The sequence below is a fragment of the Streptomyces sp. NBC_01439 genome, from assembly GCF_036227605.1.
Classification (GTDB): Bacteria; Actinomycetota; Actinomycetes; order Streptomycetales; family Streptomycetaceae; genus Streptomyces.
The window spans coordinates 2129959-2149998 of sequence record NZ_CP109487.1 but is presented as its reverse complement, the minus strand read 5'-3'; the positions used below and the strand labels follow the sequence as shown (position 1 = coordinate 2149998).

Annotated in this window: 17 protein-coding genes and 1 riboswitch; of the genes, 11 read left to right on the top strand and 6 right to left on the bottom strand. The window is 73.8% G+C overall.

The features are described 5' to 3' along the window. Positions 1-98 precede the first annotated feature (98 nt). Positions 99-1316, top strand: coding sequence for an aminotransferase class I/II-fold pyridoxal phosphate-dependent enzyme (locus OG207_RS09450; RefSeq protein WP_329097632.1), 1218 nt, complete (start codon positions 99-101; stop codon positions 1314-1316). A gap of 31 nt (positions 1317-1347) precedes the next feature. Next, positions 1348-2526, top strand: coding sequence for an MBL fold metallo-hydrolase (locus tag OG207_RS09445; RefSeq protein WP_329097630.1), 1179 nt, complete (start codon positions 1348-1350; stop codon positions 2524-2526). Between the two features lie 15 nt (positions 2527-2541). Here the strand turns inward: OG207_RS09445 and OG207_RS09440 are convergent, their stop codons facing one another. Next, positions 2542-3003 carry a MarR family winged helix-turn-helix transcriptional regulator gene (locus OG207_RS09440; protein WP_329097628.1) on the bottom strand — a complete coding sequence of 154 codons (462 nt, stop codon included), beginning with the start codon at positions 3001-3003 and terminating at the stop codon, positions 2542-2544. Between the two features lie 452 nt (positions 3004-3455). Between OG207_RS09440 and OG207_RS09435 the strand changes: the two genes are divergently transcribed. Further along, a complete protein-coding gene (locus OG207_RS09435) occupies positions 3456-4421 on the top strand; it encodes an SMP-30/gluconolactonase/LRE family protein (protein ID WP_329107512.1) in 966 nt (321 codons plus the stop codon). 27 nt (positions 4422-4448) lie between these two features. On the opposite strand, the gene OG207_RS09430 is transcribed toward OG207_RS09435, so the two are convergent. Next, entirely contained in the window at positions 4449-5078 is a 630-nt protein-coding gene (locus OG207_RS09430) for a DedA family protein (protein WP_329097626.1), read from the bottom strand. Continuing rightward, entirely contained in the window at positions 5075-5851 is a 777-nt protein-coding gene (locus OG207_RS09425; protein ID WP_329097624.1) for an MBL fold metallo-hydrolase, read from the bottom strand. The genes OG207_RS09430 and OG207_RS09425 overlap by 4 nt, the downstream gene beginning before the upstream one ends. A gap of 120 nt (positions 5852-5971) precedes the next feature. Here OG207_RS09425 and OG207_RS09420 point away from each other — a divergent pair, with 120 nt between their 5' ends. From OG207_RS09420 to OG207_RS09395, 6 genes are all read left to right on the top strand, one after another. Further along, positions 5972-6376, top strand: a complete 405-nt coding sequence (locus OG207_RS09420) for a hypothetical protein (RefSeq protein ID WP_329097623.1) — start codon at positions 5972-5974, stop codon at positions 6374-6376. 125 nt (positions 6377-6501) lie between these two features. Beyond that, the gene (locus tag OG207_RS09415) at positions 6502-8940 is read left to right on the top strand and encodes a phage holin family protein (RefSeq protein ID WP_329097621.1); all 2439 of its coding nucleotides are present in this window, start codon (positions 6502-6504) and stop codon (positions 8938-8940) included. Positions 8941-9015: 75 nt separating this feature from the next. Then, positions 9016-10401, top strand: coding sequence for an amino acid permease (locus OG207_RS09410; protein ID WP_329097619.1), 1386 nt, complete (start codon positions 9016-9018; stop codon positions 10399-10401). 41 nt (positions 10402-10442) lie between these two features. After that, a complete protein-coding gene (locus OG207_RS09405) occupies positions 10443-10886 on the top strand; it encodes an SRPBCC family protein (protein WP_329097618.1) in 444 nt (147 codons plus the stop codon). Positions 10887-10989: 103 nt separating this feature from the next. Next, positions 10990-12051 carry an ATP-binding protein gene (locus OG207_RS09400; protein ID WP_329097617.1) on the top strand — a complete coding sequence of 354 codons (1062 nt, stop codon included), beginning with the start codon at positions 10990-10992 and terminating at the stop codon, positions 12049-12051. A gap of 2 nt (positions 12052-12053) precedes the next feature. Beyond that, complete coding sequence (locus OG207_RS09395; protein WP_329107510.1) at positions 12054-13871, top strand: vWA domain-containing protein; 1818 nt, start codon at positions 12054-12056, stop codon at positions 13869-13871. A gap of 74 nt (positions 13872-13945) precedes the next feature. Here OG207_RS09395 and OG207_RS09390 read toward each other — a convergent pair whose 3' ends face one another. Both OG207_RS09390 and OG207_RS09385 read right to left on the bottom strand, forming a co-directional pair. Beyond that, complete coding sequence (locus tag OG207_RS09390) at positions 13946-15538, bottom strand: RNA polymerase sigma factor (protein WP_329097616.1); 1593 nt, start codon at positions 15536-15538, stop codon at positions 13946-13948. A gap of 213 nt (positions 15539-15751) precedes the next feature. Next, positions 15752-16513 carry a class I SAM-dependent methyltransferase gene (locus OG207_RS09385; protein ID WP_329097614.1) on the bottom strand — a complete coding sequence of 254 codons (762 nt, stop codon included), beginning with the start codon at positions 16511-16513 and terminating at the stop codon, positions 15752-15754. 57 nt (positions 16514-16570) lie between these two features. Next, positions 16571-16673: riboswitch (ZMP/ZTP riboswitch) on the top strand. Positions 16674-16751: 78 nt separating this feature from the next. Here OG207_RS09385 and OG207_RS09380 point away from each other — a divergent pair. Beyond that, positions 16752-17597: a bifunctional 5,10-methylenetetrahydrofolate dehydrogenase/5,10-methenyltetrahydrofolate cyclohydrolase gene (locus tag OG207_RS09380; RefSeq protein WP_329107508.1), complete on the top strand. Its 846-nt coding sequence runs from the start codon at positions 16752-16754 to the stop codon at positions 17595-17597. A 124-nt stretch (positions 17598-17721) separates the two neighbouring features. Here OG207_RS09380 and OG207_RS09375 read toward each other — a convergent pair whose 3' ends face one another. Continuing rightward, complete coding sequence (locus OG207_RS09375) at positions 17722-19128, bottom strand: NAD(P)/FAD-dependent oxidoreductase (protein ID WP_329097612.1); 1407 nt, start codon at positions 19126-19128, stop codon at positions 17722-17724. Between the two features lie 540 nt (positions 19129-19668). On the opposite strand from OG207_RS09375, the gene OG207_RS09370 reads away from it, so the two are divergent. Beyond that, the gene (locus tag OG207_RS09370; protein WP_329097610.1) at positions 19669-19938 is read left to right on the top strand and encodes a hypothetical protein; all 270 of its coding nucleotides are present in this window, start codon (positions 19669-19671) and stop codon (positions 19936-19938) included. Positions 19939-20040 lie beyond the last annotated feature (102 nt).

Below are 20040 nucleotides of genomic sequence, written 5' to 3'. Positions count from 1 at the left end.
AGGTCAGGTCTGGCGGGGCGTCGCGAGCTCGGCCGGTGGCGTGGCGGGCGTGACGGGCGTGGCAGGGCGAGCGCGGAAGGCGGAGGGCGGTGGCGGGGATGCAGCGCACGGCGGCGGAGGGCCGAGGCCCGGTCCGGTACGGCCCGCCGGCCCCCCAGCCCGGCCTGCCCGTGCTCCCCGAGCTGGTCTCCGTCCTCGCCGCGGCCGCCGGACGCGCCGCCCCCGAGCCTCCGGGCGGCGGCGAGGCCGTACGGGAGGCCGCCTGCCGGCACTGGGGGCGGCGCGGGCTCGCCACTTCACCCGAGAGCGTGGCCGCGGGCCCCGGAGCCCCCGCACTGCTCCTGGCCCTGCTCGGGGCGTACGGCGGGGACGTGATGCTGCCCCGCCCCTGTCCCGCCTGGTGGACCCCGCAGGTCCGACTGCTGGGACGGCGGGCCTACCACGTGCCGACCCCGGCCGAGTGCGGCGGAGTACCCGACCCCTACGCCCTGCTGGAGACCGTCCGGCGGGTGCGCGCCGAGGGCGGCGACCCGCGCGTGCTGCTGCTGTCGGTCGCCGACGACCCCACCGCGACCGTGCCGCCGCCCGAGCTGCTGCGCGAGGCCTGCGAGGCCGCCGATTCCGCCGGACTCTTCGTCGTCAGCGACGAGAGCTGGCGCGACACCGTCCACCGGCCCCACGACACCCTGGTCCTGAGCCCCGCCGAGATGCTCCCCGAACGGGCGGCCGTCCTCGTCGACCTGGCCGGTGCGTTGTTGCCGGCCGGCTGGCCCGCCGCCGTCGTCCGCTTCCCCGACACCCCGCGCGGGACCTGGCTGCGCGCCCGTACCCTCGACGTCCTGACCGCCACCGGGGCGATGGTCGCCGGACCGGTCGCGGCGGCCGCCGCGCACGCCCTCGACGAACCCGACGCCGTCGCCGGGCGCGCGTACGCCGCAGCCGCCCTGCACGGGGTGGTGGCCGCCGCCGCTCACCGCCGGTTGTCGGAGGCCGGGGCACTGGCCCGGCCCCCGCAGGCCGGCCGGCACCTGTACGCCGACCTCACCCCGTTGCGCGCCGGACTCGCCCGGCACGGGGTCGGCGACGCGATGGAACTGGAGGACTGGCTCGGCGGCCGGCTCGGCGCGCCCACGCCGGGCGGGCAGCGGTTCGCCGACGAACTGGGTGCGCTGCGCGTGCGGTTGTCCACCGGGCCGCTGCTGGGCGCCACCCCGCAGGAGCGGCTGGCCACGCTCACCGCCCGCGATCCGCTCGGGCTCCCGCACGTGCGCGACTCCCTCGAACTCCTCGGATCAGTCCTGGCCGGGCTGGCCTGACCACCCGACCCCGGTGAACGGAGACTTCCTGATGAGGGACCGGACGGACACCGCCGCCCCCGCCCCGGCTACTTCCCCCGCCCCCGCCCCCGCTGCTGCCCCGGCCCCTTCAGCCGACTCCGCACCCGACCTCGCCCCCGCGGTACCGGAGCGTGCGTCCGCGCCGCGCCCGCTCGGCGAACACCGCCGCTGGCCGCGCTCGTTCGTGGACCGGCTGACCACCCCGCTGCCCGGGGTCCGCGGCTACGCCCGCCTCGCCCGAGAGGGTGCCTTCCGGCCCGGTCCCGAGGGCCTGCGCGGCATTCCCGACCTTCCGTACGGGCCCGGCCCGCTGCCCCCCGCGCCCCCCGGCAGCGTCTGCGTCACCTGGGTCGGACACGCCAGCTGGGTACTGCGGACCGGCGGGCTGACCGTACTGACCGACCCGGTCTGGTCCCGGCGGATCCTCGGCACCCCGGCCCGGATGACCCCGGTCGGGGTGCGTTGGGAGGACCTGCCACCGGTGGACGCGGTGGTGATCAGCCACAACCACTACGACCACCTTGACGCACCCACCCTCAAGCGGCTGCCCCGGCACACGCCCCTCTTCGTACCGGCGGGCCTGGCCGGCTGGTTCCGCCGCCGCGGCTTCACCCGGGTCACCGACCTCGACTGGTGGGAGTCGGTCGAACTGGGCGGCGTGCGCTTCGAGTTCGTCCCCGCCCACCACTGGTCGAAGCGGACGCTGATCGACACCTGCCGGTCCCTGTGGGGCGGCTGGATCCTCACCGACACCCTGAGTGCGGCTCCGCGGAAGCTCTACTTCGCGGGTGACACGGGCTACGGGCACTGGTTCGGCGAGATCGGCCGCCGTCACCCCGGCATCGACCTCGCCCTCCTGCCCGTCGGCGCGTACGCCCCGCGCTGGTGGCTCGGCGACGTCCACGCCGACCCGGAGGAGGCCGTCCGGGCCTGCCTCGACCTCGGCGCCCGCCGGATGGCCCCCATGCACTGGGCCACCTTCGTCCTCTCCGCCGAACCCGTCACGGAACCCCTGCACCGCACCCTGGCCGCCTGGCACCGGGCCGGCCTCCCGCGCGAGGACCTCTGGGACCTGCCGATCGGCGCCTCCCGCACGCTGGCCCCGGAGACGGCCGGGACCGGAGCCGGGACCGGGGCGGGGTCCGAAACCGGCGCCGGGACCGGGGCCGGGACCGGGGCCGGCGACTGACGCGGCCAGGCGGGTTCAGTGGTGCCAGGCCTGCCCGCCCACGTTGTGGATGAACCGCTGGAGCACCTTGAGGGTGATCAGGTACTCCTCGTCGGAGATCCCGGCGTGCCGCTCGTCCCACAGGTCCCCCTGCAGGGCGGAGGCCTCGGCGAAGAACTCTCGCCCCTCGGGGGTCATCTCCAGGCGCCCTTCGGCGTCCTGGGTGATCCAGCCCTGGACGATGACCGTGTCCATCTCCTCGGACAGCGCCCCCTCGCCCACCGCGAGGTACCCCCGCAGGGTCTCGGTCACCCCCTCCCGGGTCCTGACCTCGTCGCCCGCCAGGGCGACCCGGGCGAGGATCCACCACTGGGGCTGGCTGGTGCCGAGTCCGGCGAGCGCGCCGCGGGTGCGGTTCACGACCGCCTCGTAGGCGGCCCAGCTCCAGTAGCCGATGGGCTGGCGGATCAGTTCGGCGTCATCGTGCGAGTACTCCATGGCGGATCAACTCCCCGTTGGTGGTGCAGCCTGGTGCCCTTCCCAAGACCCTATGAACTCAAGCGCACTTGAGGTCCAGCCCCCCGGGTCGGACCCGTCCCGATCCCGCCCCCGCGGAGAGGGGTCGGGGGTGCGGCGGAAGGTGTGGGGGACGCACTTCCTCGCTGAAATTGGCTGGTTCCACCCGTCTCGGGGGCCGAGCGCGACGGTCGTGATGAGCGTTCCCGCCCGACGGCCACCACCGCCCGGGCCATGCTGCCCACCCTCCACGACCAGGTCTGCGCCGGCCTCGCCCCCCCACGTCCCGAACCTCCCTCCCCGGGCATTGGAGTGGCCGTCGGCCGCTCCGGTGGCGTGGCTCCCGCGCCCGCGCCCGACGCTTCCTAGGGTCGACGGGGGTACGGCACCGGGCCGGCCGACCGTCCGGATCAGGTGGGTGAGTCGTGGAACGCATGGCGGCCGAGTCACGAACGTACGCGCCCCCGGCCGCCCGGCGGTGGCGCCGGCGGCTGGCCGCCGCGGTGGCGCTGCTGGTGCTCTGCGCGCTCCCCGCCGGTACGGCGGGCGCCGCGCCGCCCGGCGACGTACGGTCGCCCGCGGGCCCGCCCCTGTACGTGTCCGACTACGGCAACAACCGGGTGGTGGCCCTGCCCGCGGACGGCGGGGACCAAGGCACCGTCCCCCTCGACGGCCTGGTGCGGCCGACCGGTCTGGCCTGGGACGCGTCGGGCCGGCTCTACGTTTCCGACACCGGCAACAACCGGGTCCTCGTACTGCCCCCGAACGGCGGGGAGCAGGCCGTGGTTCCCACCGTCGACCTGTCGCGCCCGCTGGGGCTCGCCGTCGACCCGGCCGGGAACCTCTACATCGCCGACAGCTTCAACGACCGGATCGTGAAGGTGCCGGCCGGCGGCGGGCCCCAGACGACCGTCCCCACCACCGGGCTGCTGCACCCCTGGGGGCTGGCGTGGGCATCCGGCGGGGAGCTGTACGTCTCCGATTTCGTCAACGACCGCGTCGTCAAGGTGGCCGTGGACGGGAGCGGCCAGAGCACCGTGCCCACCACCGGGCTCTCCCAGCCGACCGGACTGGCCCCGAACGCCGCCGGTGACCTCTACGTCGCCGACAGCGGCAACAACCGGGTGGTGAGGGTGGCCGTGGGCAGCGGTGCGCAGAGCACGGTGCCCACCACCGGCCTCAGTTCCCCGCTCGGCCTCGCGCTCGACGGCTCCGGCCACCTCTACGTGGCCGACGGCTTCAACAACCGGGTGGTGCGGGTCCACGAGACGGGCGGCGGACAGGTCACGCTCGCCTCCACCGGCCTCAACACGCCGACGGGTCTCGCGTTCCCACCGGCCGCCGCACGGCCGGGACACCCGGGACACACGGGACAGCCGGGACACGGCCGGGACCGGTAGGAGCCGGTGGGGGAGGCGAGGGCCCGCTCAGGGCCGCGGTCGCAGGCGGTGCCAGAGCGCGGGCCCCGCGCTGATCGCGAGGGCCAGGCCCACGGCCAGGGCCACGCCCTTCCAGGGCTCCGCGAAGAGGGTGCCGCCCAGGATGCCGATCAGAGCGTACGTCGCCGCCCAGGCCACACAGGCCGGGGCGTCACCACGGGCGAAGCGGCGGAGCGGCACCTGCGCCAGGAGACAGGCCAGCATTACCGGGATCCGGCCCGCCGGGACCAGCCGCGAGAGGACCAGGACCAGTACCCCGTGCTCGTCCAGCCCCGTTCGCGCCCGCTCCAGTCGCTCCGGTGCGGCCCGGCCGCGCAGCGCCTCCAGCCAGCGCGAGCCGCCCCGTGAGCGCACCCCGCGCTGCCCGAGCCAGTACAGCGTCACGTCCCCGGTGAAGGCCGCCAGCGCCGACACCGCGAACACCAGCAGCACCCCGTAGGGCGGCGACTGGTGGTGGAAGGCCACCACCGCCGCCGAACTCACCAGCGCACCGGTCGGGATGACGGGCACCAGCGCACCCAGGGCCACCAGCAGGAACAGCGCCGGGTACCCCACCGCCTGCTGGGTGCTCTCCGGCGGTACCTGGCCGGCTGCCGCCGCGAGCTCGCGCCACGTCACGGCAGCCGCACCCGTTCGCCGTGCTGCGGCACCCGTACGGTCACCTCGGGCGCCAGTTGCCGCGCGAGCCGCTCGAACTCCTCGCCCGGGGCGTGGAATTCGTGCGGACGCACCGCGTCCAGCCCGACGGGCCAGTACGTCCCGTAGTGCACCGGGACCGCCGCCGCGGGCGCCAGCCGGGCCAGCGCCCGCGCCGCCCGCCCCGCGTCCAGGTGCCCCGGGCCGAGGTACGGTCCCCAGCCGCCGACCGGCAGCAGGGCCACGTCCACCGGCCCGACCTCCTCGGCCATCGTGTCGAACAGCCCGGTGTCCCCGGCGAAGTAGGTCCGCGCCGCGCCCCGCACCACGTACCCGAGCGCCGGGCAGAGGTGGCGCCCGAACGGCAGCCGCCGTCCGTCGTGCCGCGCGCCGACCGCCCGGATCCGCACGCCGTCCCGTACGGGTACCTCCTCGCCCGGCACCACCTCCGTCACGGCCAGCCCGCGCAGCCCGGCGACCCGAGCCAGCCCCGGCACGGCCCGGCGCGCCCCGCGCGGCACGAGCAGCCGGGTGCCGGGCGCGAGGCGCGCCAGCGACGGCAGGTGCAGGTGGTCGGCGTGCAGATGGGAGACCAGCACCACGTCGGCCACGGACGCCTCGGGCGGGGGCACCGCCCCGCGCCGCCGCCGCAGGTGCGCGAGCCGCCGCGCGAACAGTGGGTCCGTGAGCAGCCGGACCCCGGAGTCCTCGACGGTGCACGTGGCATGACCCCACCAGGTGATCTCCACCGGCACCCGGACCTCCCTCCCTCGCGCCCCGTTCCCGAGCCTAGAGTCTGCCCCGCGCGGCCGCTCGGAAGCGGATCTCGGCAGCCCCCTCCTCTACCGCGGAGTATCGGAGTAGGGTCCGGCGGCATGGAAGAGTTGCGCGTGGCCGCGATCACCAGCCTGGCCCCGCTCGAGGACCTCGACGCCGACCCGTTCGCCGTGGACACCCGCGGCCAGCACTCCATGTGCGCGCGCTGGGCCGCCGACCGGGGCTACGTCGTGACGAAGCAGTTGCTGGTCTACGGGCTGCGCGCCGACCACTGCGGGCTCTGGTCCGACGTCGACACCGGGCAGGTCGACCTCTTCGTCGCTGCCAACGACCGGGTGCTGGCCCGCGCGCTGCGCTCCGTCGAGGAGTTCACCGCCGAGTGCGAGCGGCGCGGCGTACGGCTGGAGACCGCCGGGGGCGAAGAGCCCCGGTACACCTCCGCGATGAAGGCCGAGGTGCACCGCAGGCTGTCCATGCCGACCGCCGGCTACGACGGCACCTGACCCGACCTGACCTGACCCGACCGGCCGCCTGACCCGCCCCGTCCCGCCACCTCCCGCGCGCCCCGACCGGGTGCGCCGGGCTGTGCGAGCCTGGAAGACGGACGGGGCGCGCGGGAGGTGGCGGCGTGGGGCGAGGACGGTGGCGGACCGCGGGCAGCTCCCTGGTGCGGGTGCTCCTGGTCTGGGCCGTGTCCACCCTCACGATGCTCGCACTCGCCGGGATCCTGCCGGACTTCCGGCTCCAGTCCGACGACGGTGACAGCATCACGCAGATCGGGCTGACCGCGGCCTGGGCCGCCGGGGCCTTCGGGCTGCTCAGCGCGCTGGTCTGGCCGGTGCTCGTCCGGGCCCTGCTGCTGGTGCCCGCCCTGGTGCTCGGGCTGCTCGTCTTCTTCCTCAACGGCTCGCTCCTGCTGGTGGCGCTCGACCTGATCCCGGACGGCCGCAGCGAGGTGGCCCCCGAGACCGCGGTGGTCGTCGCCGCCGTGATGTCCGCCGTGGCGTCGGCCACCTCCACCGCCCTCGCCGTGCGCGATGACGAGGCCTACCGGCGGCGGCTCTACCGCCTCGCGGACCGGCGCCGCCGCAGGCAGGGCAGGGCGGGTCCGTCCCGGGCCGCCGGGACCCCGCCGGGCCTGCTCATGCTCCAGCTGGACGGCGTGGGGTACGAGGAGCTGCGCCGCGCGTGCGGCAGTGGGTTGATGCCCACCGTCGCCGGCCTGCTCGAGGGCGACCACCGCGCCCGGTCCTGGCGCACGGACTGGTCGAGCCAGACCGGCGCCAGCCAGCTCGGGATCCTGCACGGCTCCAACTTCGACGTGCCCGCCTTCCGCTGGTTCGAGAAGGAGACCGGCGAGGTGATGGTCTGCAACCGGCCGACCAGCGCCGCCGAGCTCCAGCGGCGGGCCGTCGCGCGCACCGGGGACGGCGGACTGCTCACGCTGGACGGGGCGAGCCGGGGCAACCTGTTCAGCGGCGGGGCCGACCAGTTGGCGCTGGTGCTGTCGGTCTCGGCCCGTCGGGGGCGGGCCAACCGGTCCCGCGCGGGCTACTTCGCGTACTTCTCCGATCCGGCCAACGCCGTCCGTACGGCCGTGTCCTTCGTGGCGGAGGCGGTCCGGGAGGTCGTCCAGTCGCTGCGGGCACGGATCCGCGGGGAGCGGCCACGGGTGTCGCGCGGCGGGCTGTACCCGCTGATCCGGGCCTTCGCGACCGTCGTCGAACGGGACGTGGTCGTCGCGGCCGTGATCGGCGACATGCTCGCCGGGCGCTCCGCGGTCTACGCCGACCTGGTGGCCTACGACGAGGTCGCGCACCACTCGGGCCCGAGCGGCCGGGACACCGACCGGGTACTGCAACGCCTGGACCGGAGCCTCGCGCTGATCGCCCGGGTCGCCGAGCACGCGCCGCGCCGGTACCGGATCGTGCTGCTCTCCGACCACGGCCAGAGCCCCGGCGAGACCTTCCTCGGCCGGTACGGGCTGACCCTGGGGGACCTGGTCCGGGCGGGCTGCGGGCTGCCGGTCCCGCGCCGGGCCGGTCGTACCCGCAGCGGGGCCGAGGCCCGGGCGGCCGTGCTCGCGGCGCTCCACCGGCCGGTGGAAGAGGGCGAGGAGGCGCACCCGGGCCCGGGTTCCGACCCGGTGGTGCTGGCCTCGGGCAACCTCGGCCTGATCTCCTTCCCGGACATCCCCGGCCGGGCGTCGCGGGCGGGCGTCGAGCGCGCGCACCCCGCCCTGCTGACCACCTTGGCGAACCATCCGGGCGTGGGGTTCCTGCTGGTGGACGGGGTGGTACTGGGCCGGGACGGAAGGGCGGCCCGGCTTGACGTCCCGGGGGAGGCCGAGGAACTGCTGGCCCCCTTCGGCCCGGGTGCGGCGGAGGCCGTCCGGCGCACCGACGCCTTCCCGCACGTGGCGGACGTCATGGTCAACTCGGCGTACGACCCGCAGACGGGCGCGGTGCACGCCTTCGAGGAACAGATCGGCTCGCACGGCGGGCTGGGCGGGGAGCAGGGGCACCCGTTCCTGATGTGGCCCTCGGAACTGTCGGACCCCGGGGAGGAGCTGGCCGGCGCGGAGGCGGTGCACGCCGTGCTGCGGTGCTGGTTGCGGGAGGCGGACGGGCCGCAGGTACCGGTGGCCGCGGCCCTGGCTCCGCCGGTGGGCGGATCGGCGCAGGAGCCCGCGGCGCCGCTCGCGGCGGCCCGCGAGGCGCCGGCCGGACCGCGTACCGGGCACGCTCGGGAGGTGACCGCGGTATCCCCCGGGTGCCCCGGGACAAAGTCGTGGAGGTGCGGCGCCCCAGCCGATGCCGAGGGTCCGGGAGGAGCACCGGGGCCTGGGCTCCCGGACCCGGTCGAGCGGCATCCCGTGGACCCGGTCGAGCGGCATCCCGTGGACCTGGCCGGTGGGTCGCCCCCGGATCCCGCCGGTGGGTCGCCGCCCGTGCCCGGTCCGGGCGAGCGGCCCCCGCGTGCGGTGCCGCAGGATTCTCCGCCGGAAGCCCCAGTTGGCGGAATCTTTCCTTCCGATGGGTTGCCCGCGCGGGACGAAACCCGCTGATTTGGTACGTCCCGCACGGTGGTCGACCATATGTCGACCCGCCCACCATGTGAGACAAGCCGAGGCGCACCACCGATGACCAGCACCGCAACCCTGCCCGCCGAGGCTGCCGCACCCCCCGAGCAGGGCCGCGACCCCCACGCACGCCGCTTCGGCCTGCCCGTCGCGACCTGCCTGGTCATGGGCAACATCATCGGTGGCGGGATCTTCCTCCTCCCCGCCTCGGTGGCCCCCTTCGGCACCATCAGCCTCGTCGCGTTCGCCGTCCTCACCGCCGGCGCGATCGCCCTCGCCCTGGTCTTCGGCCGGCTCGCCGAACGCCACCCGCAGACCGGCGGCCCCTACGTCTACGCCCGCGCCGCTTTCGGTGACTTCGCCGGCTTCCTCGCCGCCTGGAGCTACTGGATCACCGCCTGGGTCTCGAACGCGGCGCTGGCCGTCGCGGCCGTCGGCTACCTCACGGTGCTGTTCCCCGCCGCGGGCGAGCACAAGTGGTCCATGTGCCTGGCCGCCCTCGCCGTCCAGTGGCTCCCGGCCCTCTCCAACCTGGCGGGCACCCGCTACGTCGGAGCGGTGCAAGTAGTCGCCACCGTGCTGAAGTTCGCCCCGCTGCTCCTGGTGGCCGTCGGCGGGCTGTTCTTCTTCGACCCCGCCAACCTCGGCCCCTTCCGGGCCACCGACCAGAGCGCGGCCGGCGCGGTCTCCGCCTCCGCGGCGATCCTGCTGTTCAGCTACCTGGGAGTCGAGTCCGCCACCGTCAGCGCGGGCGAGGTCCGCGACCCGGCGCGCAACGTCGGCCGGGCCACGGTCCTGGGCACCGTCGGCGCCGCCACCGTCTACCTGCTCGGCACGGTCGCCGTCTTCGGCCTGGTCGCCCACGATCGGCTGGTCTCCTCCACGGCCCCCTTCACCGACGCCGTCAACGCCATGTTCGGCGGCACCTGGGGCGGCACCGTGGTCGCCTGCGCCGCCGTGATCTCGATGCTCGGCGCCCTCAACGGCTGGACCCTGCTCAGCGCGCAGACCCCGTACGCCGCCGCCAAGGACGGGCTCTTCCCGAAGGCCTTCGAAACGAAGAAGCGCGGGGTCCCCGTCGTCGGCGTGGTCGTCACCGTCGCCCTGGCCTCCGCCCTCACCGTCTACAACTACACGGCCGGCACCCAGGGCGTCTTCGAGAGCCTGGTCCTGATCACCACCTTCACGGCGACCGTCCCCTACCTGCTGGCCACCGCCGCGCAGATCTACTTCCTGCTCTCCGGGCAGCGCGAGCGGGTCCACCCCGGCCGTCTGGCCCGCGACGGCGTCCTCGCCGCCCTCGCCTTCGGCTTCTCGATGTGGCTGGTCGCCGGCTCCGGCTACGCGGCCGTCTACCAGGGCGTGCTCTTCCTCTTCGCGGGCGTCCTCGTCTACGCCGCCATGTCCGCGAAGAAGCACCGCGCCGCCGCGTCACCCGCGGAGTAGCTTGGGAAGAGGGACCGCCCAGGGGGCGCCAAGGGGTCACCGTGTCCGCATTCAGGAAGAGCATCGACATCGACCGCAGGCCCGAGGACGTCTACGCGTACCTGACGGATCCCACGCACCTGCCGGAGTGGCAGGACAGCGCCGTGTCCGCCGTTCCGATCGGCGACCTTCCCGTGCACGTCGGTTCGAGGATCCTCGTCACCCGGCAGATCGGCCGCCGGCGGGTCCCCACGACCATGGAGTTCGTGGAGCTCGACCCGCCGAGGAGCTGGCACGTGCACGGGGTCGACGGGCCGGTACGAACCGATGTGCGCGGCACCGTCGAACCCCTCGACGGCGGGGCCCGCTCCCGCCTCACCCTGGACGTCGACTTCGAGGGCCACGGCCTGGGCCGGGCCCTCGTACCCCTCGTGGTCAGGCCCATGGTCCGCAAGGAGATGCCCCGGGGCGAGGCGAAGCTCAAGCACCTCCTCGAAACCCCCTGAAGGCGCGCGTCCGGGGGGCGAAAACCGGATGCCCCGGGGTGTGGGGTGCGGCGACACTGGCCGCACCACACATCCGCCACACCCCCCGAGGACATCCACGCCCGTGCAGGCCGCCGTCACCGTCACCCCCGCCCAGATCCCCGAACTGCTGCTCGGCCTCGCCACCGTCCGGCCGGTGTTCCTCTGGGGGGCTCCCGGCATCGGAAAGTCCTCGCTCGTCAGGAAGTTCGCCGACGCGCTGGGGCTGGAGTGCGTCAGCCTGCTCGGCACCCAGCTAGCCCCCGAGGACCTGATCGGCGTACCGCAGATCCAGGGCGGCCGGTCCGTCTTCTGCCCGCCGGAGGCCATCGCCCGCGACGAGCCGTACTGCCTCTTCCTCGACGAGCTCAACGCCGCGAGTCCGGACGTCCAGAAGGCCTTCTACTCGCTGATCCTCGACCGCCGGATCGGCTCCTACGAGCTGCCGGCCGGCTCCATCGTCATCGGCGCGGGCAACCGGGCCACCGACAACGCGCTGGCCCGGCCGATCGCCTCCGCGCTGGTCAACCGCCTCACCCACGTCCACCTCCAGGCGTCGGCGGGGGACTGGCTGGTCTGGGCCGGCGAACACGGCATCCACCCCTGGGTCACCGACTACCTCACCGACCGCCCCGACCACCTCTGGTCGCAGCCGCCCAAGACGGAAGAGCCCTTCTCCACCCCGCGGTCCTGGCACATGCTCTCCGACGCCCTGCACTCCTTCGGCGCGGAACTGGACGAGCAGACCCTCAAGGTGATCGTGCACGGCACCCTCACCCCCGCGCACGCCGTCTCCTTCTGCGGCTACGCCAAGATCGTGCGGCACAGCTTCGGCATCGAGGCGATCATGAAGGGCGACGCCTCCTGGCCCACCCGCCCCGCCGACCGCGACCTGCTCTACTACCTCGCCGAGGCCTTCCGGGGCCGCCTGGTCAAAGAGCTGCCCGCGCAGCGCGAGCACGTCTCGCCCGCCCTGCGCCAGACCGCCTACCGGGCCAAGGCGCTGCTGGTCCAGCTCGCCGAGATCTCCGTGGAGGTGGCGCAGACCGTCATCGCCGACGACGCCGACGGCCTGCCCGTGCTGCCCTCCTGGTTCCTCGTGGAGGCCGCCCGGGACATGCCGCGCCTGGTCGAGGCCCGCCGGTGAGCGTGTCGCGCCCCCGGCCGAAGCCGAAGAAGGCCGTCCCGCCCGACCCCGCCGCCCAGGCATTCGCCGAGGGGCTCGCCCTGGTCAAGCGGAACCCGGCCCTCGCTGCCGTCGGCGGAAGCGTGTGCGAGCAGCGCAATTGCCCCGGGACACCCGACGCGGGCCTGGTCGCCGTGGACTCGAACGGCGTCCTCCACGTCCGCTCCGGGCTGCGCGTCGAGCCCCGGACCTGGGCCTGGGCCCTCGCCCACGCCCTGCTCCACCTCGGCTTCGGCCACGTCCCGGCCGCGGCCGCCGAGAAGCGCGTGCAGCCCGACCGCTTCGACCTCGCCGCCCGCTGCGCCGTCGTCAACCGATTCCTGCTGACCCAGCCGTCGCTGCGGCCCCCGGACGACCTCCCGGCCGAGTACCCCGGCGGTGACGAGGAACTGCTCGCGGCGCGCTGGCGCCGGGACGGCGTCCCCGCCGCGTACGAACTCTGCGGCACCGCCGGCGACCACCCCGACCAGCTCCTGGTCACCTGGCGCGCATGGAACTCCACCCCGGTCCCCGACTGGGAGACCGCCTTCGCGCACGCCCTGACCCGCAGTGTCTCCGCCGCCATGGAGGTCGCCGGCGGGCGCCGCGACCGGGTCACGGGGGAGCGCGTGGCACAGCGCCCGTGGGACCGGGCGCTGAACTGGTTCGTCTCCTCGTACCCGCTCCTCGGCGGCCTGGCCAGCGGCCTGAAGATCGTCGCCGACGCCGAGCTGGCCCGCGCCCAGGGCATCGACGTCGCCGCGGTGAGTGCCACCGCCGGGGAGATCTACGTCAACCCGCTGCGCAGCTTCGAGGACGAGGAATGGCGGTTCATCCTCGCCCACGAGATGCTGCACGCCGCCCTGCGCCACGGCGAGCGCCGCGGCGCCCGGGACCCGTACCTGCACAACGTGGCCGCCGACTACGTGGTCAACGGCTGGCTCGTCGAGATGGGCGTCGGCGAGATGCCCGCCGGGCTGCTGTACGACCCGGAGCTGAGGGACCTCTCCGTCGAGGAGGTCTACGACCGGATCGCCACCGATCTGCGCCGGATGCGCCGCCTCGCCACCCTGCGCGGCAAGGGCCGCGGGGACATCCTGGGCGAGCCGCTGCCCCACCCGGGCAGCGCGCCGTACACCGATCTGGACGAGTTCTACCGGCGCGGCCTGGTCCAGGGCTTCGACCTGCACACCTACGGGGAGCGCGGCCTGCTGCCCGCCGGGCTGATCCAGGAGATCCGGGCCCTGGCCCACCCGCCCGTCCCGTGGGACGCCCGGCTCGCCCGCTGGTTCGACGAACACGTGCCGCGCCCCGAGCCGGTACGGAGCTTCGCGCGCCCGGCGCGCCGCCAGGCATCCACCCCGGACATCCCGCGGGCGGGCCGCTACTTCCCGCCCGAGGAGATCGCCCGCTGCACCTTCGGCGTGGTGCTCGACACCTCGGGGTCGATGAACGCCGCCCTGCTCGGCAAGGCACTGGGTGCGATCGCCTCGTACGCCGAGGCCCGGGACGTACCGGCGGCACGGGTCGTCTTCTGCGACGCGGCGCCGTACGACGCGGGCTATCTGCCCCCGACCGAGATCGCCGGCCGGGTACGGGTCCGCGGGCGCGGCGGTACCGAGCTGCAGCCGGGCGTCGACCTGCTGCAACGGGCGGAGGACTTCCCGCCCGGGGCCCCGGTGCTCGTGATCACGGACGGCTGGTGCGACACCCTGCGCATCCGGCGCGAACACGCGTACCTGATCCCCCAGGGCGCCTCCCTGCCGTTCACCCCCAAGGGTCCCGTCTTCCGCCTGACCTGACCTGACCCGGCCGGACGCAGAACGCCCCCGACCTGCGGAGGCCGCGGGGCGGGGGCGTTCTGGAGGAGATCGACTCAGTCGAGGTAGTCGCGCAGCACCTGCGAACGCGACGGGTGGCGCAGCTTCGACATGGTCTTGGACTCGATCTGGCGGATGCGCTCACGGGTGACCCCGTACACGCGGCCGATCTCGTCCAGGGTCTTCGGCTGGCCGTCGTTGAGGCCGTAACGCATGGAGACCACGCCCGCCTCGCGCTCCGAGAGCGTGCCCAGGATGGACTGGAGCTGCTCCTGGAGGAAGGTGAAGGAGACCGCGTCCGCCGGGACGACCGCCTCGGAGTCCTCGATGAGGTCACCGAACTCGCTGTCGCCCTCCTCACCCAGGGGGGTGTGCAGGGAGATCGGCTCGCGGCCGTACTTCTGGACCTCGATGACCTTCTCGGGGGTCATGTCGAGTTCCTTGCCCAGCTCCTCCGGGGTGGGCTCGCGGCCCAGGTCCTGGAGCATCTGGCGCTGCACGCGGGCGAGCTTGTTGATGATCTCGACCATGTGCACGGGGATGCGGATCGTGCGCGACTGGTCGGCCATGGCGCGCGTGATCGCCTGGCGGATCCACCAGGTCGCGTACGTGGAGAACTTGAAGCCCTTGGTGTAGTCGAACTTCTCCACGGCGCGGATCAGGCCGACGTTGCCCTCCTGGATCAGGTCCAGGAAGAGCATGCCGCGGCCCGTGTAGCGCTTGGCGAGGGAGACCACGAGGCGGAGGTTGGCCTCCAGCAGGTGGTTCTTCGCCCGGCGGCCGTCCTCGACCAGGATCTCGAGCTCGCGCTTGAAGGCGGGCTTGTGGTCCTCCTCCTCTTCGAGCTTGTACTCGGAGAAGAGACCCGCCTCGATGCGCTTGGCGAGCTCCACCTCCTGCTCGGCGTTGAGGAGCGGCACCTTGCCGATGAGCTTGAGGTAGTCCTTGACGGGGTCGGCGGTGGCGCCGGCCACCATGACCGTCTGCGCCGGAGCGTCGTCCTCGTCGTCGTCGGACAGGACGAAGCCCTGGGTGCCGCCGGCCTTGGGAGCCTCGTCCTCGGCCTCGTCGACCAGGTCCTCGGCAGCCCAGTCCTCGCCCTCGACGACGGGGGTCTCGCCCTCGTCGGCGTCCTTGGCGCTGGTCTTCTTCGCCGCGGTCTTCTTCACGGCGGTCTTCTTGGCGGCGGTCTTCTTGACCGTGCGCTTCTTCGGCTCGGCGGCGGCCTCGGCCGACGCCTCGTCCCCGATCGCGGCGGCCGACGAAGCGGATATCGCCGTGGCGGTGGTGGCAGCCGTGGCCGCGGTGGTGACCGCGGTCTTGCGGGCGCCGATGGGGCGCGGCGCGGCGGTGGCCTTCTTGGCCACGGTGCGGGCCGGTGCGGCGGCAGCCTTGCGGGGCTTCTTGGCGGCGGCCTTGGTGGCGGGCGCCGCGCTGACGTGAAGGGCGACACCCTCCTCGTCCAGGACCTGGTTCAGGCTGCGCAGGACCCGCTTCCACTGGTCCACCGGGATGCGGCCGGCCTCGAAGGCCTGGCGCACGTCGTCACCGTTGATGTGACCCTGCTCGCGGCCGCGCTCGACGAGCGCGACGAGGGCCTCGGATTCGGCGATCTCCGGAGGGAACGTACGGGACGGGCTGAGCGACACAAGGAGCCTCTCGTTGCGAACAGATAAGGGTGGGCGGGACATCATCGCGCGAACTCGGGAAACAGACCGGAGGGGGGTCTGTATTCCGGGCCGCGCGAGGACACCTGTCGGTTCATCGCATGCCCGAGTCGATTCGTTACGCGCTGAATTGAGTGACCTGCGCCACGCTGTGGCCGCGCAACCGATCCGGCGCAGATCCGTCCGCCCTTCAGATCAGCCCGTTTTGCGGGCTTCGATGAGGAAGCGGGCGGTGTGAGCGACGAACGGACCTTCGCGTTCGATCTGTTCGTGGAGCTCGCGCAACCGGTCCCGGTACTGCCCGACCGTGAAGCCGGGCACCATCCAGATCACCTTCCGTAGGAAGTAGATCACGGCTCCGATGTCGTGGAACTCCGTGCGCAGTCGTTCGGAGCGCAGATCGAGGACTTCGAGGCCGGCCGCGGTGGCGTCGGCGACCGCGTCGTCGGGGTGCCGGCCGCGCCGGACCTCCTCCGGCTGCGGGCCGAGGAAGTACTCGACGAGCTCGAAGACGCTCGCCGGACCTACCTGCTGCGAGAGGTAGCTGCCGCCCGGCGTCAGCACCCGCGCGATCTCCTCCCACCAGATGGTCACCGGGTGCCGGCTGGTCACCAGCTCGAAGGCAGCGTCGCCGAAGGGCAGCGGCGGCTCGTCGGCGTCGGCGACCACCACGGCGCCCAGCGGGTGCAGCAGCCGCGTCGCCTTGTCGATGTTGGGCGGCCAGGACTCGGTGGCGACCATCAACGGTGGCAGCGGAGCGCATCCGGCCAGGACCTCACCCCCGCCGGTCTGGATGTCCAGCGCGGACCGGACCTGGGCCAGGCGCTCGCTCATCAGTTTCTGGTAGCCCCAGGAGGGGCGCTGCTCGGTGGCCCGGCCGTCGAGCCAGGAGAAGTCCCAGCCGTCCACGGAGACGGACTCGGCCTCGGCGACAAGATGGTCGAAAGTACGCGTCATGCCTTGATCGTCCCAGGTCGGACGCCCGACAACCACCGGATATGTCGACTACAGTGGTCGGCGGGCCGTGACTGGCGTTCGGGTGGATCACCACCGGGGAGCGGCCCGGCGTACCCGTGGACCTCCGGTACGTCGGCTGCCGCGCGCCTGGGCGAACCGCGATCCGCAGCGACGTTCAGGAGACCCCGTGACGACCGCCCAGACTGCCACCGCCCCTGCCACCGGCTCCGCCCGGCTGATGGACGGCACGGCCCTCGCCCGCCGCATTTCGGAGCAGACCGCCGCCCACGCGGCGAAGATCACGGAGCGCACCGGCACCGCGCCCTGTCTCGCGACCGTGCTGGTCGGCGAGGACCCGGCCTCCGTGACCTACGTCCGCATGAAGCAGAACCGCTGCGCCAAGGCCGGGATCACCTCCCGCCACGTCGAGCTGCCGGCCGAGACCACCACCGAGGAGCTGGTGGCCACCCTCACCGCGCTGTCCGAGGACCCGGAGATCAGCGGCATCCTGCTCCAGCACCCCGTCCCGCACCACATCGACGAGCGCGCCGCCTTCGAGGCCATCGCCCCGGGCAAGGACGTCGACGGGGTCACCATGCACTCCTTCGCCGCCATGGGCTTCGGGCTGCCGGGCTTCGTCTCCTGCACCCCCGGCGGCATCATGCGGCTGCTCGCCGCCTACGACGTCGACCTGACCGGGAAGCACGCCGTCGTCGTCGGCCGCAGCGCGATCCTCGGCAAGCCGGCCGGGATGCTGCTGCTGGAGCAGAACGCCACCGTCACCTACTGCCACTCGCGGACCCAGGACCTGCCCTCGATCGTGCGCCAGGCGGACGTGCTGGTCGCCGCCGTCGGCAAGGCCGAGTTCATCCGCGGCGAGGACATCAAGCCGGGCGCGGTGGTCCTGGACGCCGGGTACAACGAGGGCAACGTCGGCGACGTGCACTTCGAGTCGGCCGCCGCCCGGGCCTCGCTGATCACGCCGGTACCGGGTGGTGTCGGCCCGATGACCATCGCCGTACTGCTGGAGCAGACCGTGCAGGCGGCCGCCGCGCAGGCCGGACTGGACCTCGCGGAGCTCTGATCCCACCGCGCGGATCCCGCACACGCGCACGCACGCCCCGGCCTCGGTCCGGGGCGTCGTGCTTTCCCCGGGAGCCGGGAGCCGGGAGCCGGGAGCCGGTCCGGACGTCCGGGATCCGTGCGCCTCAGGCACCGACCGGGTCGAGTCCGGCGACGGCCCGCTCGGCGGCGGTGAGCGGCGGCGCCTTCAGCGCGCCCCGGTCCGAGGTGCGCAGGACGTGCCAGACCATCGAGGGGCGGATCCAGTGGGTGGGCGCGGTGCTCATGGTGATGACCTCGAACAGGGCGGCGGTGAGCGCCTCATCGGTCGTGGCTCCCGTCATCAGCCGGTCGACGTACCGGTTGAGCAGGCCGGTGCCGGCGCGCGGCTCCATCCCGGTGGCCCCCGGGTAGAGGATGTCCTGCGACGTGGCGAGCTCCCAGGCGGTGCTGACCTGCGGGGCGATCGCACGCTGCGCCTCGCGGCCGATGCCGGGATGCTCCAGCCCCTTCGCCCGCAGCAGGGTGCGTACGGCCAGGATGCCCTGGGCCGCGACGGACATGCCCTGTCCGTACAGCGGGTTGAAGGTGGCGACGGAGTCGCCGACGGCGAAGAACCCGTCGGGCAGCTCGGCCTTCTCGAAGTAGATCCGGCGGTTGGCGGTGCCCTGGGTGACGGCGACGTCCGTCAGGGGCTTGCGGCCCTCCAGGAGCTCACCGACGATCGGGTCGCGGACGGCCTTGGCGAACGGGATGAACGCGTCGGGGTCGTCGGTCGGCTGGCCGCCCCGGGTCCCGGAGAGGGTGGCCTGCCACTGGCCGTTCTCGATGGGCACGACCGTGGCCGTCCGGCCCGGGACGGGCACCCGGGGGTCGGACTGGATGTTGACGATGGGGAAGCCCATCTCGTGGGCTCCGGGCGGGGCTTCGAAGATCCTCGTCGCGTAGACGAGGCCCGAGTCGACCTCGGCCTGCCGGATGCCGCTGACGCCGAGCGCCTGGAGCCAGGTCCGGGCGCGCGAGCCGCGGCCGCTCGCGTCGATCACGAGGTCGGCGGTCACCAGTCGGCCCGCTTCCTCGGGGGTGTCGACCAGCACGCCGGTGACCCGGGACGCCGTGCCCTCCAGGGCGCGGACGCGGCTCCGCTGGAGCGTGGAGACCCCTTGCAGAGCGGTCACCCGGGCGCGGACCACCGCATCGAGGAGATCGCGACTGCAGGAGATGTTGAACTGCTTCTCCCCGAAGCGCGGGATCCAGCCGTGGGCGGTCTTGGTGACCAGGTCGGTGGGCAGGCTGCGGCGGATGGCACCCGCCTTCGTCCAGTCGTCGGTGATGCCGGGCAGGATCTCTTCGATGGCCCGGGCACCGCCCGACCACAGGAGGTGGGTGTGCCGGGCCTGCGGGAGTCCACGGCGCGGGGCCGAACCCCCGGGCAGCGGGTCGGCGTCGATGACGGTGACCGTTGCGTGCTCGGCGAGGACGGCCGCCGCGAGGAGGCCGACCAGACTGCCGCCGATGACGACCGCGTGGCGGGGCGGGGTGGACTGGTTCATCGTGGCGTGCTCTCTGTCAGGGCCGTGCTGAGGGCATCGGCGTGAGGGATGCGGCGACCGGCGGCTGCGGGTCGCGGCGCGGCACGGTGTTTCTCCCTCAGCGGTGGCGCCCTCGGTCGGCGTCCCGCCCTTCGTGCCCGGAACTCCGAGCTGCCCCGAGCGCGCGAGGAGGTCGTCCAAGTGGTCGGCCAGTGACTTCCGGCCCCGGGGCGACAGCCGGCCGGGCCGCGTGACGGTGCTGCGTACGTCGTGTGCCCGTGGTGCGACCCCGGATGGTGGCGAGATCGGGTCGGGCGGCGGCTCGCACCGGCGGATTCTCCATATGTCGACAAGGTGTTCGAGTGAATCGACTTCGCGAAGCCTAGCCCCCCGCCCTCGGCCGAACCAGAGGAACCCCCAACGTTTCCTGCCGTACAGCTCACGAAGGTCGGCATCCCCGGGGGCGGGCGTGCAGGTGCGCGTGGCGGGTGGGGTCCGCGGGTTGTCGGTGCCCTGTCGTAGCCTCGTGTGGTGGATCTCCTCGACCCAACGGGGGTGGGTATGGCGACGTGGCTTCTGGCGTGCAACCAGGAGGAGTTCGAGCTCGACAGGTACCGGCAGGACGGCCACGAACTCAGTTCCTGGAGCGTCGGACGGCACCTTGCGCACCTGGCCGCCGGCGACGAGTTCGTCATGTGGGCGACGGGGCCCGGGGGCGGCCTCGTCGGCAGGGGGCGCATCACCGGTGTCCCGACGCAGCAGGCGGGTTCCCCCGGCGAGTACGGGCAGGAAGACCCCGGAACGCGCTGGCACGCGCCGCTGCCGATCTGACGGGTCGCCCAGGCCGGAACGCCGCAGTGACGCGCACCAATGAGGTGACCCCGTGGGGTGCGCTCGATCCCGCTGGAGCTCCCGACCGGGCAGCGCCTGAAC